Genomic DNA, 15,210 nt, shown 5'->3' on the forward strand with positions numbered 1-15,210 from the left:
AATGTCCTGTGGCGTCACGGAAAGCGGCGGTCAGTTCTTGGTCGGGCGGGGTTTCGGGCGCAGGGTGATCTTGTCGGGCGCGACCGAGGGGCTGGTATCCTGAGAGAAGTCGGGGCCTGCCTCTGCGGCAGGCGGGGCGTCGGGTTTGGCGGAGCCCGCTGCGTCGGCGGGGGGCGCGGCTGCGGGCGCGCTGCCTTCCAGCAGGGTGAACTCGATCCGCCGATTGGCTTCGCGCCCTTCTTCGGTGCCATTGTCTGCGACCGGCAGCCCTTCGCCATAGCCCTTGGCCACCAGCCCGGCCACAGGTGCGTGACGGCCCTGCAGCGCCAACAGCACCGCCTCGGCCCGCGCCTGGCTCAGCGCCAGATTGCCATCGACCGAGCCCTGCGCATCGGTATGCCCGGCGATTTCAAGCTTCAGTTCCGGGCAGCCTTTCAGGATCTCGGCCAGCGCATCCATCGTGGCGCCATCTTCCGGCGTGATCTCGGCAGAACTGGGCGGGAAGGTGATCTTGCGCTTGGCCATCACCGCGTTCAGATCCGCCGCACATTCCTCGGGGCTGGGCAGGGCGGCGAAAGGATCAAACGCCTCGTCATAGCGCACCGCCACCTTGAAGCTCTTGCCCTGACCCAGCTTGTCCGACAGGATCTGCGCCACCCGCGCCCGCCCGTCCGGCTTGCCGGTGGTGCCCGAGAGCTCCACCGTATCCGCCCGCACGGTCAGCGCGCCGTCATGCAGTTCGGCCAGCGCCTCCAGCCCGGCCAGCACGCGCAGCGGCCAGCCGTCTGGCAGTTCGGGGTCGAACCGCGTCGCGGTATAGACATTCGCCGCGCCGAATTGCGCCCGCGCATAACTGTCCACCGCCGCTTTCAGCAGTTCGTCGGTCAGCCGGCCGCGCAGTTGCACCTTGCCTTCGGGCGACAGGCTGGCGGTGAATTCTGCCGGGCCCTGCAAGGCGGCAGTGGATTTCGGCGGCAGCGTGGCCTTCAGCGAAAACACCTGTGGCAGGGCGGCCTGCAACTCGCCTACCACACGGTCGAAGGTGGCCTGCGATGTGTCGGGGCTGGCCAGCAGCGTGACATCGGCATCCGAAAAGGTGATCGTGCCGCCGCCCAGCTCGGCCACGGCACTGATCCCGGCGGTGGTGGCCTGCGCCCAACTGGGCGTCGGCACGCCAAGGCCCACGGTGCAGATCGCCGCGCCCTCGATCCCCGCCGCCGTTCCCGCCTGCAGGATCAGGTCGCGCGCGCGGTCGGTATCGGCAGAACAGGCATCAAAACGCGCGCCCTCGGCATCCTTGATGAAGCGCAGGGTGAACGGCGTCAGCACCGGGCGCGGCGCGGAAATATCGACGCTGACCGCCAGACCGGCGGGGCGGATCTTCGCCAACTCAGCCTCCAGCCGCCGTTTCTGCGCATCGCTGTCGGAAATGGCGATGATCGCCACCTTGTCCGCCGCGACCGAGATCTTGGAGCGGGGCAACAGCTTCAGCGCCTCGGTGCCGAATTTCAGCGCGGCCTCCCAGCCCTCCGGCGGCGGAAAGGCGGCGGTTTCCAGCATGTCCGACACGGGCAGGCCGCCCGCCAGTTCCGTCACCACATCCGACAGCGGCTTTACCTCGGGCGCATCGGGGGCAGGTGCCGCCGGATCCGGCTCCACCGGGGCTGGCAGCAGCCCGATCAACGAGATCCCGTCGGTGTTGCGCAGCATTTCCACCGAAAAGCGCGGCGCCTCGATCGCGCGCACCGGCGCCACATCCATCCGGTCGCGCACCCGCGCGCTGTCCACCACCGTGCCCGCGATGTTGATGACGCGAAATCGCGCCGCCTCGTTCGGGGCGGTGCCGACGATGCGCACCTGCAACCCCGAGGCGCGCACCTCGGGCCAGGTGATCCCCTCGGTCATCAGGGCGGATCGCACGGCGGCGACCGACCGGCTTTCAATCAGCCCCGTGCCCGTCCAGGCCGTGACAATCGCCACCACCCCCGCCGAGACGAAGGCAGCCGTGGTCAGCAAGGAGGGCGGGAGTCGCATGGGCATGGCTTTCGCAAGCGGGTGTCATGGGTTCATTAGGGCGATCCCCGCCCCGGATCAATTAAACCAGCGCCGCACCGGCAAGAAACAGCGCAAGGATCAACCCGGCATCGCGGTTGGACCGGAACAGATGCAGGCAGCGCGCCGGGTCGGTGGTATCCAGCCGCGACATCTGCCAGCCCAGGTGCCAGCCAAAGGCCCAGACGCCGCACAGCCCCAGCGCCAGCGGCAGCGGCCCCTGCGGCAGCAGCGCCAGTACCACCGCCAGCGCCGCCAGCAGCACCGAAAGTGCCAGAAACACCCGCAGCGCCGTGCCGGTATGCGCATCGCCAAACAGCCGCGCGGTGGATTTTACCCCGATCAGCGCGTCATCCTCCTTGTCCTGATGGGCATAGATCGTGTCATAGAACAGCGTCCAGACGATCCCCGAGGCCCACAAGGCCACCGCCGCCGGCGACACGCTGCCCGCGTGGGCCGCCCAGGCCAGCAGGGCGCCCCAGTTGAAGGCCAGCCCCAGAAACACCTGGGGCCACCAGGTGAACCGCTTGGCAAACGGATAGATCGCCACAAGCGCCAGTGACCCCACGCCCAGCAGGATCGCCGTCAGGTTATAGGTGAACAGGATCGCAGCACCCGCCAGTGATTGCAGCCCCATCCAGATCAACGCGCCGCGCACGCTCACCTGCCCCGAAGGGATCGGGCGCGACCGTGTGCGCGCCACCCGCCCGTCGAACTCGCGGTCTGTGATGTCGTTCCAGGTGCAACCCGCACCGCGCATCAGCGCGGCACCCAGCGTGCAACTGGCTGCGATCCACAGATCCCACAGCCGGAACCCCGCCGGATCGGCGGCGGCGGCCAGCGCCAGCCCCCAGAAACAGGGCAGCAGCAGCAGCCATGTGCCGATGGGCCGGTCGGCCCGGCTCAGCCGCAGATAGGGCCGCGTGGCGGGCGGGGCGAGCCGGTCCACCCAGTTGCCCTGCACGGCATCGGCAACGCTCTGGTCGGCCACTGGCGTTTCGTCGCGCTGTTGCATAGGCTTGGCCCCATGATGACGGATGCAAAAATCAGGCTCTATGTAGATCACCCGCTGGCCGGGGGGCAATCGGTTCCGCTGGATGCCGATCAGGCGCTCTACCTCTTTTCGGTCATGCGGCTGCAACGGGGGGATGCGGTGCTGCTGTTCAACGGGCGGGACGGCGAATGGCGGGCCGAAGTGGCCGAGGCGACCAAACGCCGTGGCGTGCTGATCTGCCGCTCGCAGACCCGGCCGCTGTCCCCGTCCCCCGACCTGTGGCTGCTGTTCGCGCCGGTGAAAAAGGCCGAAACCGTGTTCATCGTCGAAAAGGCCGTGGAACTGGGCGTGGCGCGGCTTTGCCCGGTGCAGACCGCGCGCACCAATGCCGACCGGCTGAACCGCGACCGGATGCAGGCCAATGCGCGCGAGGCCGCCGAACAATGCGGCGCGACGGTGGTGCCCGAGGTGGAGGATCTGCTGCCGCTGGAGCGGCGTCTGGCCGACTGGCCGGCAGAGCGCCGGATCCTGTGGTGCAACGAGGCGCTGGCCGGGGCGGCCACGGTGCTGGCCGGGCAGGCGCGGGGGCCCTGGGCGATTCTGATCGGGCCGGAAGGCGGGTTTTCCCCAGCCGAGGCCGCGCGGCTGGCGGCAATGCCGCAGGTGGTGCAGGCCAGCCTTGGCCCGCGCATCCTGCGCGCGGAAACGGCGGCGGTGGCAGCGCTGACGCTGTGGCAAAGCGCGCTGGGGGATTGGGCGTGATCCGCCCCGATGCCATGGCGGCCCTTGCCCGCTGGCGCGAGGTGGCGCTGGCGGCGGGGATCATTGCGCTGGGGCTTTGGCTGATGGGGCAGGGTGGGCTGATCCTGTTGCCGGTGGGCGGGGCCGTCATCGCGGTCGGCGCGGGCATGGCGCTGCTGGCGCTGCGCCGCCTGCGCTTTGCCCAAGCCCCCGCCGCCCCAGGCCTTGTGGAGGTGGACGAGGGGCAGGTGAGCTATTTCGGCCCGGTCTCCGGCGGCTTCGTGTCGCTGCGCGAATTGGTGGAGCTGCGGCTGCTGGCGCGCGGCGGGCAGCGCTTCTGGCGGCTGAAACAGGCCGATGGGCAGGCGCTGCTGGTGCCGGTCGATGCGACCGGGGCCGAAGGCCTGTTCGATGCGTTCTCGGCCCTGCCGGGGATGGACAGCCAGAGCCTTGTCGCAGCCCTTGATCTTCCGGTCGCTCCGGGCGCAGACGGGGTGCCAGCGTTGCTGCAAGACACGCTCGGCCCGGTGATCTGGCGGCGTGCGCAGCGCCCGGCCTTGACTTGAGCCGCCGCGCGCGCCACCTGTTGGCGCCCGAACCCCAAAGCCAGAGCACGGAGCCTTCCCATGTCCATCCCTCAATCCGGCGGCGGCCAAATCGAGCATTTCTCGCAATTGGCCGAGATGATGGAGCAGGGGTGCAAGCCCAAATCCGATTGGCGCATCGGCACCGAGCACGAGAAGTTCGGCTTCCTTGAGGCTGATCACGCCCCGCTGCCCTATGACGGGCCGCGGTCGATCAAGGCCTTGCTGGAAGGTCTGCGCGACCGGTTCAACTGGCAGCCGGTGCTGGAACAGGGCCATATCATCGGTCTCAGCCGCGATGGCGCCAATATCTCGCTGGAGCCGGGCGGGCAGTTCGAACTGTCGGGCGCGCCGCTCGCCTCGGTGCATGACACCGCAGCCGAATTGCAGAACCATTTCGATGAAGTGCGCGCCGTGACCGAAGGTTGGGGCGTGGGCTTTCTGGGCATCGGGGCCGCGCCGGAATGGTCGCATGACACCATGCCGGTGATGCCGAAGGGCCGCTATCGGCTGATGACAGAATATATGGGGCGTGTGGGCACACATGGCACCCAGATGATGTATCGCACCTCGACCGTGCAGGTGAACCTCGACTACAGTTCCGAAGCCGACATGGTGCAGAAGCTGCGCGTCTCGCTGGCCTTGCAGCCGGTGGCGACGGCGCTGTTCGCCTCGTCGCCCTTCTTCGATGGCAAGCCGAACGGCCATCGCTCTTGGCGGTCGCGCATCTGGCGGGGGCTGGACGATTCGCGCACCGGCATGCTGCCCTTCGCCTTCGAACCCGGCATGGGCTTTCAGCGCTATGTCGATTGGGTGCTGGATGTGCCGATGTATTTTGTCTACCGCGACGGGCAATATATCAACGCGCTGGGCCAATCCTTCCGCGATTTCCTGAAGGGCGAACTGCCCGCGCTGCCGGGTGAAAAGCCCACCCTGTCCGATTGGGCCGACCATATGACCACCGTCTTCCCCGAGGCGCGGGTGAAGAAATACATCGAGATGCGCGGCGCCGACTGTGGCGATCAGGCGCATATCGTGGCGCTGCCGGCCTTCTGGGTCGGGCTGATGTATGATCAGGCCGCGCTGGATGCCGCCTGGGATCTGGTCAAGGGCTTTGACACCGCCACGCGCGAAGAGTTGCGCGTCGCCGCTTCGGTCTCGGCCCTTGCCGGGCAGGCCGGGGGTGTGAAATTGCTGGATCTGGCGCGCGCGGCGGTGGGTCTGTCCCACGCCGGGCTGGCCGCGCGGGGGCTTGGCGAGGAGCGGCTTCTGGCCCCGCTGAGGGCCAGCCTTGAGTCGGGTCAGGTGCAGGCGGATCGCCTGCTGGCGGCCTATCAGGGCGAATGGCAGGGCAGTCTGGCGCCGATCTACACCGCCGCGCGGCTGTAAGCGGGCGAACAGCCCGCCGATCCTCAGCCAGATGCGCAGCAGCGCGCGAATCATCCCTGTCCCCCTGTCTGATCACTTCAGCATCGGGGGCAGGGGTTACGCTTGGGTTAATCCTTCTTGCCGATCTTCGGCTCGGTCCCGGCGCGCATCCGCTGGATATTCGCGGCATGGCGGTAATAGACCAGCAGGGTCAGGATCATGCCCAGAATCACCATCCGCCCTTGCCCCAGCCCCAGCATCCAGAACGTCGAAGACCCCGCCGCCGCCAGCGCCGCCAGCGACGAGATGCGGAAGATCAGCGCCATCACCAGCCAGGTGGCACAGCAGGCCAACCCCACCGGCCAGGCCAGCGCCAGCACCGTGCCAAGGAAGGTGGCGACCCCCTTGCCGCCCTTGAAGCCCAGAAACAGCGGGAACAGATGTCCCAGAAACGAGGCCAGCGCCGCCAGTTGCGCGGCATCCTCGCCCGCCATGGCCCGCGCGATCAGCACCGCCACACCGCCCTTGCCCGCATCCAGCAGCAGCGTGGCCAGCGCGGCGCCCTTGTTGCCGGTGCGCAGCACATTGGTGGCGCCGATATTGCCGGACCCGATCTTGCGCAGATCGCCCAGCCCCAGCGCCCGCGTGATCACCATGCCGAACGGGATGGAGCCGAGCAGATAGGCCAGCAGCGCCACCAGCGCCAAGGTCGAAAAACCGCTGGTGAGTTCCGGCATCTTATTCTCCCGCTTCAAAAACGGGCGTGCCGCCCACATAGGTTGCCAGAACCTTACCCTCCATCCGCTGCCCGTCAAAGGGGGTGTTCTTCGACTTTGACCGCAGGCGGAACCGATCCAGCACGAAAGGCGCATCGGGGTCGAACAGCACCAGATCGGCGGGGGCGCCCAGGGCCAGCCGCCCCTGCGGCAGGCCCAGACGCCGCGCGGGGTTCAGGCTCATCGCGCGCCACAGTTGCGGCAGGCTCAGCGCCTCGGCATGATACAGGCGCATCGCGGCGGGCAGAAAGGTTTCCAGCGCCACGGCGCCCGAGGCGGCCTCTTCGAACGGCAGGCGCTTGCTTTCCTCGTCGGCGGGGGTGTGCATCGAACAGATCACGTCGATCACCCCCTCGGCCACGGCATCGACCATCGCCAGCCGGTCTTCCTCGGACCGCAGCGGCGGCGTCAGCTTGAAGAAGGTCCGGTAATCGCCCACGTCGATCTCGTTCAGCGTCAGGTGGTGGATCGAGATCCCGGCGGTCACATCCAGCCGGTTCGCCTTGGCCCGCGCCAAGGCCGGCAGGGTGCGGGCCGAGGTCACCTGATCAGCGTGATAGGCCACCCCCGACAGCTCGACCAGCGCCATGTCGCGGTCAAACCCCATGCGCTCGGCGATGGGATGCACCCCCGGCAGCCCGCGCAGCGAGGCGAACTTGCCCGAGGTGACGGCGGCGCCTTTCGACAGGCCGGGTTCCTGCGGATGGCCGATCACCAGCGCGCCAAGGCTGCGGGCATAGGTGAAAGCGCGCCCCAACGCCTTGGTATCGGTGGAAACCGCATCGGCATCGGTGAAGGCCACGGCGCCCGCATCCAGCAGAAAACCGATCTCGGTCATCTCGTGCCCCTGCCGCCCCTTGGTCAGCGCGGCCATGTGGCGGATGCGCACCGGGCTCGCCTCGGCGGCGCGGCGGGTGACGAATTCCAGCACCTCGGGCGTGTCGATGGCCGGGGTGGTGTCGGGGCGGGCGATGATCGTGGTCACCCCGCCTGCCGCCGCCGCCAGCCCGGCGGATTTGAAGCTTTCGCGGTGCCGCTCGCCCGGCTCGCCGATCTTCACGCCCAGATCGACGATCCCGGGTGCCAGACATTTGCCACCGCAATCGACGATCCGCGCCCCTGCGGGCGCCGCGCCGTCGCGGGCCGTAATCACGCCGCCCGAAACGGTCAGGCTGCCGATTTCGTCGGTGCCCGCTTCGGGGTCGATCAGGCGGGCATTGGTGAAATGGAGCGTCATGCGGCACCTTTTTGAACATCGCGGGCGAGGGCAAGCACATGGCGCGCCTCGGCAATCCGCTCGAAGCGCAGGGTCTGCGACCGGGCGCCCTCGCGCCCGGCGAGGCCGGATTGGGTGAAACTCAGCGTCGCGGGGTCATGCCCCTCGATGTCGATGATGGTAGCGGGCGAAAGCGTCAGCGCAGCCCCGCGCGCCGCGATCAGCGGCCAGCGCATTTCGGCCAGCGCGCGGCGGTCGGTCAGGGTATAGCGGGCGAACTTTGCCCGCAGCCGGGGCTGCCAGGCCCGCCAGACCGACAGCTTCAACCCCAGCCCCATGAACACGAACCCCGCCAGCCAGATCAGGCTGCCACTTTCGCGCGCCTTGTCCATCCAGACCATCGAGAAGGCGACGAACACCACCCCGAACAGCAGTTGCGACGGGCGCGAAACATCCAGCGGCGCGCGCGCTTCCGGGCGGCCTTGCCACAGGATCTTTTCGCCCGGCAGCAGGGTCATCGTGCGGTCCTGCCTGCCGCGGTTTCGATCGCGGCGATCACCCCAGGCGCATCGGCCAGATATTTCAGCAGATGCTTGTCGCCACTGCGGCTGACCACCTGCACATCGCCGAAAAACGGCCGGGCCGTGGCAATATCCGCCAGCGCGACGGCCCGCCCGGCGGGGCCAAGCAGGCGCCGGTCGGTCAGCCGCCACTCCGCCGCCAGCGCGTCCGAGGCGACATAGGCCGCGCGGATGCCGATGGCCAGAACGGCGGCAACCGGGCCGACCCAGGGCGAAGGATTGCCGCCAATCAGCAGGGCGGCCCCCGCGACAAAGCCCAGCAGAACCGCCATGATCAGATTGTTGCGGACATAGAGCCGCCGGTCCGGCACAAAACTGGCGCGCAACTGTTCACCCTCTGCCAAGGGCAGGGGGCCGGTGAACAGGCTGTCGCGCGCCGGGCCGGTCACACCATCACCCCGGTGGCCTTGGCGCCGCGTTCGGACCGCAGGTTGCGCGCCAGCAGATCCATGCAGGCCATGCGCACCGCCACGCCCATTTCGACCTGATCCTGAATGACGGACCGGTTGATGTCGTCGGCAATCTCTCCGTCGATCTCCACCCCGCGGTTCATCGGGCCGGGGTGCATCACGATCGCCTCGGGGCTGGCGAAGGCCAGCTTGTCGGCATCCAGCCCGTAGCGGTGGTAATATTCGCGTTCCGACGGGATGAACCCGCCGTCCATCCGCTCTTTCTGCAGCCGCAGCATCATCACCACATCGGCGCCGCGCAGCCCTTCGCGCATGTCGTCAAACACCTCGCAGCCGAATTCAGCCACGCCCGACGGCATCAGCGTCGGCGGCCCGATCAGGCGGATGCGGTTTTCCATCTTGCCCAGCAGGATCAGGTTGCTGCGCGCGACCCGGCTATGGGCGATGTCACCGCAGATCGCCACGGTCAGCCGCTGAATCCGGCCCTTGGCGCGGCGGATGGTCAGCGCGTCCAGCAGCGCCTGCGTCGGATGTTCGTGCTTGCCGTCGCCCGCATTCAGCACCGCGCAATTCACCTTGCTGGCCAGCAGGTTGACCGCGCCGGAACTGGGATGGCGCACCACCAGCAGATCGGGGTGCATGGCGTTCAGCGTCAGCGCCGTGTCGATCAGCGTCTCGCCCTTCTTCACGCTCGATTGCGCCACGCTCATGTTCATCACATCGGCACCCAGCCGCTTGCCGGCGAGTTCGAAACTCGCCTGCGTGCGGGTGGAGTTTTCGAAGAACATGTTGATCTGCGTCATGCCCGCCAAAGCATCAGAGCTTTTTATCGTGCGGCGGTTCAGATCGACATAGCGATCCGCCAGATCCAGCACGGCGCGGATTTCATCGGGCGCCAGATGTTCGATCCCGAGAAGGTGACGGGCACGGAAACTCATGGGGCTCTCCCTCGGCGGCGGGTTTGGGGCCTTATAGGCAGCGGGGGGCGGCGCGGCAAGGGAGGGTGGAAATATCTGGGCGCCCCGGTTGCCGCTGCGGCGCTGCGGGCCTACCCTCGCGCGATGGGAATCGAAACCGACATTCTGGCCGATTGGGACGCCGCCTATGCCGCGCTGCAGTGGCAGCAGGAACTTGGCGCGCTGGATCCGGTGGGCGAGACGCCGCTGAACCGCTATGATCTGGCCGAGCCGGTGCGGGCTGCGCCCGCACCCGCAGCACAGGCGCAGGCCCCGCGCAAACCCGCCGCGCCAACCGCGCCGGTGGTTGCGGCGCAGGTCGATCCCGTCGCCATCGCCGCCCAGGCCGCCGCACAGTCGCCCACGCTGGACGCATTGCGCGCGGCGCTGGCGGGCTATGAGCTGTGCGAGCTGAAGAAAGGCGCGCGCAGCACGGTGTTTGCCGACGGCAATCCGGCGGCGCGGGTCATGCTGATCGGCGAGGCGCCGGGGCGGGACGAGGATCAGGAGGGGCGCCCCTTTGTTGGTCGCGCGGGCCAGTTGCTGGACCGCATGTTCGCCGCCATCGGCCTGCACCGCGACACCCCGGATGCCGAGCACGCGCTGTATATCACCAATGTCATGCCGTGGCGCCCGCCGTCGAACCGCGACCCCACGCCCGAGGAAATGGCGATGATGATCCCGTTCCTGCAGCGCCATGTCGACCTGGCTGACCCCGAGGTGATCGTGGTGATGGGCAATACCCCCGCGCAGGCGGTGCTGGGCAGCCGTGGCATCACCAAGCTGCGCGGCACATGGGCACAGGCCTGGGGCAAGCCGGTGCTGCCGATGCTGCACCCCGCCTATCTGCTGCGCCAGCCGCATCAGAAGCGCGAGGCCTGGGCGGATTTGCTGAGCCTTCAGGCAAGGTTGCGTGGGTGACGGCAGCAAGCAGGGGCTTTGCCCCTCTTGGCCTGCGGCCAATTCACCCCAGGATATTTTCAGACAGAAAATGAAACAGGGCGGGGTCAGCCCCCCGGCGACATCGCCTTGCGCTGGCGGGCGCGTTCCAGCCCCAGTTTGCGTTCGCGCCAGATGATCAGGATGCCGGCGGCGATGATCAGCGCGGCCCCCGCCAGCATGGTCAGGGTGGGCGCCTCGTCGAACACCGCATAGCCGATCGCCAGCGAGAACAGCATCGAGGCATAGTCGAACGGTGCGATCAGCGAGGCATCGGCCTCGCGGTAGCTGGAGGTCAGCAGGATCTGGCCGACACCGCCCAGCAGGCCCGCCAGCACCAGAATGGCCGCTTCGCGCGCCGTGGGGATCACCCAGCCATAGGGCAGGGTGGCCAGCGACAGCACGGTCGCGGTGGTCGAAAACCAGAAGACAATCGCGGCGGTCTTTTCGCCATCCACCAGCTTGCGCACGAAAACCTGCGCCAGCGCCGCGAAAACCGCAGCGCCCAGCACCAGCATCGCCCCCAGCGCCTCGGTATGGCTGGCGGTGCCATCGGTCAGCGACAGGCGCGGCCAGAGCACGATCATCACCCCCGCGATGCCCAAGGCTACGGCCGAGATGCGGAAGGCGCGCACCTCCTCGCCCAGAAACATTGCGGCGAAGATCACGGTCAGCAATGGGCCGGCATAACTGATTGCCGTCACCTCGGGCAGCGGCAGGAAGGCCAGCCCGGCAAAGCCCAGCCCCATCGCCAGCGTGCCCATCACCCCGCGCCACACATGGCCCAGCGGGTTCGAGGTGCCCAAGCCGCCGCGCAATTCGCGCCGTAGTGCCAGCCAGACCACGATCACCGGAATGGCGAACAGCGAGCGAAAGAACACTGTCTGACCGGGGGGCACATGCTGAGCCACCGATTTGATCAGCGCCGACATGACGATGAATACGATCACCGACAGGATCTTTAGTGTAATGCCCCGCAGCGGGCGTTGCGGGGGGCGGGTCGGCTGCATGGCAGGCTCCGTTGTCTGCGCCAATGCGTCGCACTCTGCGCCGCCGGGGGCAAGGGCGAAACGCCGCTTGCCGCGCCTGCGCACATGGGTTTGACTGGCGCAAAAAGGAGTGCCGCCATGACCCGACCGCCGCTTGCCGATCTGATTGACCAAGGGCGCGGGCTGGCGCCCGCCGATCTGGTGCTGCGTGGCGGACAGGTGTTCGACCTGATCTCGGGCGAGTTGCGCGCGGGCGATGTGGCGATCTGTGGCGGCGTGATCGTGGGGGTGTTCGACAGCTACGAGGGGCGTGAGGTCGTCGATGTCACCGGCAAGATCCTCGTCCCCGGCTTCATCGACACGCATCTGCATATCGAATCGAGCCTGGTGACCCCCTATGAGTTCGACCGCTGCGTCACCCCGCATGGCGTGACGACCGCCATTTGTGATCCGCACGAGATTGCCAATGTCGCTGGCCTGACCGGCATCGGCTATTTTCTGGAAGCCAGCGCCCATACGGTGATGGACATTCGGGTGCAACTGTCCTCCTGCGTGCCCTCCACCCATATGGAAACCACCGGCGCGGTGTTGGAGGCGGCGGATATCGCGCCGCTGATGGATCATCCGCGCGTCATCGGGCTTGCGGAATTCATGAACTATCCCGGCGTGTTGATGAAAGACCCCGGCTGTCTGGCCAAGCTGGAGGCGTTTCGCGGTCGCCATATCGACGGCCATGCGCCGCTGCTGTCGGGGCGCGATCTGAATGGCTATATCGCCGCTGGCATCCGCACCGAACACGAGGCGACCAGTGCCCCCGAGGCGCTGGAGAAGCTGCGCAAGGGGATGCGGGTGCTGATCCGCGAAGGCTCGGTGTCGAAAGACCTGCACGCGCTGGCGCCGATTCTGACCGAACGCCACGCGCCTTACCTGTGCCTGTGCACCGATGACCGCAACCCGCTCGACATCGCCGAACACGGCCATCTGGATTACATGATCCGCACCGCGATTGCGCTGGGCTGCCCGCCACTGGCGGTCTACCGCGCCGCCTCGCTGTCGGCGGCCGAGGCGTTCGGGCTGAAGGATCGCGGCCTGATCGCGCCGGGCAAGCGGGCGGATATCGTCGTGCTGGGGGATCTGGCCGCGTGTCGCCCCGAGATGGTGTTCACCGGCGGGGTGCGCGCCAGTGATGCCGCCTTTGCCGCGCGCAAGATCATCCCCCCGGTGGCCCGCCATTCGGTGAAGGCCCCACCGATTGCCGCCAGTGATTTCCGCACCGGCGGCAACCGCATCGACACGCCGGTGATCGGCATCCTGCCCGGCAAGATCATCACCGAACATCTGACCTATGACATTGCGCCGCAAGACGGCGACAAACGCCCCGACATCGCCCGCGATCTGGTGAAGATCGCGGTGATCGAACGCCACGGCAAGAACGGCAACCGCGCCACCGGCTTCGTCAAGGGCTTTGGCTTGCAGCGCGGCGCCATCGCCTCCACCGTCTGCCACGATCATCACAACATCGCGGTGGTCGGCGCCGATTACGCCGACATGGCGCTGGCCGCCAACCGCCTGTCGGAAATCGAGGGCGGATTCGTTGTGGTGGAAGGCGGCAAGGTTCTGGCCGAACTGGCGCTGCCGGTGGCCGGGCTGATGAGCCTTGAGCCGTTCGAGGTGGTCCGCGACCACCTGATCGCCCTGCGCGCCGCCGCGAAATCGCTGGGCGTGGTGCTGGAAGAACCCTTCCTGCAACTGGCCTTCCTCGCCTTGCCGGTGATCCCGCATCTGAAGATCACCGATCACGGCATGGTCGATGTGGACCGGTTCGAGGTGATGCCCTAACGGCGCAGGCAGGCGCTGCCATCGGTCTGCACCGCACCCGTGGGCCGGTAATGGGCCAGCGCGGTGCGGGCAGCCAGCTTGACGAGGCAGGCCAACTCGTCCTCGCGGTCGGAATTGGGGGTCATCAGGCGGGCGGTCACACCAAAGGCAGGCGTGCCCTCATAGGGAATCACATAGCTTTCGGGCGAAATCCCCACGGTGATCTTCACCGTATACAGCCATTGCCGGGCATCCCCCGTGCCAACCCATTGGCCCACATCCGATTCGGGCACGATGTTCACCACCACATCCGCCCCCGGCCCGTTCTTTGCCCGCATCCCCGATTTCGCCAGCACACTGGCCAGCGGCGGCACGAGGTATTCTCCGTAACCGCTGGTATACTGGCTCGACGACAGCTCGATGATATAGCTCTTGCCGTCCAGCGGCTCGGCAAGGGCGGCAGCCGGGCAGGCCAGCAGGGCAAACAGGGCAAAGGGCAGGCGCATGGCGGTCCTCCGTGGCGGCCCCCCATTGGTGCGCCTGCCCGCCCGCGCGTCAAGAGCCTGTCAGATCAGCCACACATCCGCCGCCGACAGCCCGCTGTCCGGGTCCAGCACCGCGATCAACTGCCGCTCTGCCGCGCCGCTGCCGTCCGGGTCGAAGAACAACCGCCCGGTGACGGGGTTGAAGATGATCCGGTCATCCGCCTCTGCCGCCTGCCCGCGCGAGGACAGCGCAAAACTTCCGGCAGCGATCTGCCCCGGCGCATCGACGCCAAACAGGGCGGTCGCAAGCAGCACCCGGTCCACCCCCGATTCAAAATCCACCAGCCGGTCGGCATGGGCCTGCCCCAGCGGCCCGTTGAACAGAAACCTGTCCTCGCCTGCACCGCCGATCAACCGGTCCTGCCCACGCCCGCCGCACAGCACATCATCATCCGCCCCGGCCCGCAGCCGGTCATCCCCGGCGCGGCCATAAAGCAGATCGACGCCATCCGAGCCGCGCATCCGGTCTGGCCCAGATGTGCCAAGGGCGACCACGAAGATATCGGGGTCCCCATCCGGCTCTTCGATGCCTCCCCAATAGACAGGTTCATGGACAATCATCTGCACATCTCCGGCAACCCTTCACGCGTGCCAAATGTGCCGCCACGCGGCACAACCCGAAAGCCCCTCAAGCCAACCCATTGCCCGAAAAGCAGAAAACCCGCGCCGAGGCGCGGGTTTTTCCTGTTATCCTCTGGGCGAGGAAGTTGGTGGAGCCAGGGAGGATCGAACTCCCGACCTCTTGAATGCCATTCAAGCGCTCTCCCATCTGAGCTATGACCCCACCGGGGTATCTTGGCGGCTTCTGCTGTCGTTTCCGTCAGCGTCTTCGCTTCGATGCGGGCTATCTAGGGGATGGCGCGGGGGGCTGCAAGTGGAAAATTCATCCCCCCGCGACGATTTCTTTACACGTCCTCTTCGTCGCCCGGCACATCGGCCAGATCGTCGAGCGAGACGTTGTCGTCGGCATCATCTTCCAGCAGATCATCATCCAGATCCGCGTCATCGGTGCCTGCGGTTTCCAGCAGATCGACATCGGTATCCAGATCGTCCACCAGAACGTCGTCGTCCTTCTCGGGCACACGGGCGATGACCGAGGCCGCCATCTTGCGCCGCGCGGTTTCGATATCGACGATCTCGCCCGTATAGGGGCTGACGATCGGCGTCTTGTTCAGGTCGTAGAAGCGTTTGCCGGTCGTCGGGCAGATACGCTTCGTACCCCAGTCTTCCTTGGGCATGGT

16 protein-coding genes and 1 tRNA gene are annotated in these 15,210 nt (G+C 67.4%); 5 read left to right on the forward strand and 12 right to left on the reverse strand.

Features of this window, described 5'->3' with window-relative positions; genetic code table 11:
- Nucleotides 1-30: 30 nt before the first annotated feature.
- Nucleotides 31-2,034: an OmpA family protein gene (locus BMX43_RS14670; protein ID WP_091302698.1), complete on the reverse strand. Its 2,004-nt coding sequence runs from the start codon at nucleotides 2,032-2,034 to the stop codon at nucleotides 31-33.
- Between the two features lie 61 nt (nucleotides 2,035-2,095).
- A complete protein-coding gene (gene ubiA / locus BMX43_RS14675; protein ID WP_091302700.1) occupies nucleotides 2,096-3,067 on the reverse strand; it encodes a 4-hydroxybenzoate octaprenyltransferase in 972 nt (323 codons plus the stop codon).
- Between the two features lie 15 nt (nucleotides 3,068-3,082).
- Between ubiA and BMX43_RS14680 the strand changes: the two genes are divergently transcribed.
- The 3 genes from BMX43_RS14680 to BMX43_RS14690 are packed head-to-tail and all read left to right on the forward strand — an operon-like array spanning nucleotide 3,083 to nucleotide 5,760.
- Nucleotides 3,083-3,808 (forward strand): 16S rRNA (uracil(1498)-N(3))-methyltransferase, encoded by a 726-nt coding sequence (locus BMX43_RS14680; RefSeq protein ID WP_091302871.1) that lies wholly within the window; start codon nucleotides 3,083-3,085, stop codon nucleotides 3,806-3,808.
- On the forward strand, nucleotides 3,805-4,353 hold the full coding sequence (locus BMX43_RS14685) for a hypothetical protein (RefSeq protein ID WP_245749488.1): 549 nt from the start codon (nucleotides 3,805-3,807) through the stop codon (nucleotides 4,351-4,353). Before BMX43_RS14680 ends, BMX43_RS14685 begins: the two co-directional genes overlap by 4 nt.
- A gap of 60 nt (nucleotides 4,354-4,413) precedes the next feature.
- The gene (locus tag BMX43_RS14690; RefSeq protein ID WP_091302702.1) at nucleotides 4,414-5,760 is read left to right on the forward strand and encodes a glutamate--cysteine ligase; all 1,347 of its coding nucleotides are present in this window, start codon (nucleotides 4,414-4,416) and stop codon (nucleotides 5,758-5,760) included.
- Nucleotides 5,761-5,867: 107 nt separating this feature from the next.
- Here the strand turns inward: BMX43_RS14690 and plsY are convergent, their stop codons facing one another.
- Genes plsY through BMX43_RS14715 form a run of 5 tightly spaced genes read right to left on the reverse strand, consistent with a single transcriptional unit; the run spans nucleotide 5,868 to nucleotide 9,660 of the window.
- Nucleotides 5,868-6,476, reverse strand: a complete 609-nt coding sequence (gene plsY, locus BMX43_RS14695) for a glycerol-3-phosphate 1-O-acyltransferase PlsY (RefSeq protein ID WP_091302704.1) — start codon at nucleotides 6,474-6,476, stop codon at nucleotides 5,868-5,870.
- A 1-nt stretch (nucleotide 6,477) separates the two neighbouring features.
- A complete protein-coding gene (gene pyrC, locus BMX43_RS14700; RefSeq protein WP_091302706.1) occupies nucleotides 6,478-7,752 on the reverse strand; it encodes a dihydroorotase in 1,275 nt (424 codons plus the stop codon).
- Nucleotides 7,749-8,249: a hypothetical protein gene (locus tag BMX43_RS14705; protein WP_091302708.1), complete on the reverse strand. Its 501-nt coding sequence runs from the start codon at nucleotides 8,247-8,249 to the stop codon at nucleotides 7,749-7,751. Before BMX43_RS14705 ends, pyrC begins: the two co-directional genes overlap by 4 nt.
- Entirely contained in the window at nucleotides 8,246-8,701 is a 456-nt protein-coding gene (locus tag BMX43_RS14710) for a hypothetical protein (protein WP_245749489.1), read from the reverse strand. The genes BMX43_RS14705 and BMX43_RS14710 overlap by 4 nt, the downstream gene beginning before the upstream one ends.
- The gene (locus BMX43_RS14715) at nucleotides 8,698-9,660 is read right to left on the reverse strand and encodes an aspartate carbamoyltransferase catalytic subunit (protein WP_091302711.1); all 963 of its coding nucleotides are present in this window, start codon (nucleotides 9,658-9,660) and stop codon (nucleotides 8,698-8,700) included. Before BMX43_RS14715 ends, BMX43_RS14710 begins: the two co-directional genes overlap by 4 nt.
- A 123-nt stretch (nucleotides 9,661-9,783) precedes the next feature.
- On the opposite strand from BMX43_RS14715, the gene BMX43_RS14720 reads away from it, so the two are divergent.
- Complete coding sequence (locus BMX43_RS14720) at nucleotides 9,784-10,599, forward strand: uracil-DNA glycosylase (RefSeq protein WP_091302713.1); 816 nt, start codon at nucleotides 9,784-9,786, stop codon at nucleotides 10,597-10,599.
- 86 nt (nucleotides 10,600-10,685) lie between these two features.
- Here the strand turns inward: BMX43_RS14720 and BMX43_RS14725 are convergent, their stop codons facing one another.
- Nucleotides 10,686-11,627: a DMT family transporter gene (locus tag BMX43_RS14725; protein ID WP_091302715.1), complete on the reverse strand. Its 942-nt coding sequence runs from the start codon at nucleotides 11,625-11,627 to the stop codon at nucleotides 10,686-10,688.
- Between the two features lie 117 nt (nucleotides 11,628-11,744).
- Between BMX43_RS14725 and ade the strand changes: the two genes are divergently transcribed.
- The gene (ade, locus tag BMX43_RS14730; protein WP_091302717.1) at nucleotides 11,745-13,445 is read left to right on the forward strand and encodes an adenine deaminase; all 1,701 of its coding nucleotides are present in this window, start codon (nucleotides 11,745-11,747) and stop codon (nucleotides 13,443-13,445) included.
- Here the strand turns inward: ade and BMX43_RS14735 are convergent.
- The 4 genes from BMX43_RS14735 to BMX43_RS14750 all read right to left on the reverse strand — a co-directional run bounded on the left by BMX43_RS14735 (nucleotide 13,442) and on the right by BMX43_RS14750 (nucleotide 15,207).
- Nucleotides 13,442-13,930, reverse strand: a complete 489-nt coding sequence (locus BMX43_RS14735; RefSeq protein ID WP_091302719.1) for a hypothetical protein — start codon at nucleotides 13,928-13,930, stop codon at nucleotides 13,442-13,444. The two genes, ade and BMX43_RS14735, sit on opposite strands and share 4 nt — an antisense overlap.
- A 60-nt stretch (nucleotides 13,931-13,990) precedes the next feature.
- Complete coding sequence (locus BMX43_RS14740) at nucleotides 13,991-14,530, reverse strand: calcium-binding protein (RefSeq protein ID WP_091302721.1); 540 nt, start codon at nucleotides 14,528-14,530, stop codon at nucleotides 13,991-13,993.
- 147 nt (nucleotides 14,531-14,677) lie between these two features.
- A tRNA-Ala gene (locus BMX43_RS14745) sits at nucleotides 14,678-14,753 on the reverse strand.
- A gap of 121 nt (nucleotides 14,754-14,874) precedes the next feature.
- On the reverse strand, nucleotides 14,875-15,207 hold the full coding sequence (locus BMX43_RS14750) for a TIGR02300 family protein (RefSeq protein WP_091302723.1): 333 nt from the start codon (nucleotides 15,205-15,207) through the stop codon (nucleotides 14,875-14,877).
- Between the last annotated feature and the right edge of the window lie 3 nt (nucleotides 15,208-15,210).

This window comes from Gemmobacter aquatilis (assembly GCF_900110025.1).
Classification (GTDB): Bacteria; Pseudomonadota; Alphaproteobacteria; order Rhodobacterales; family Rhodobacteraceae; genus Gemmobacter; species Gemmobacter aquatilis.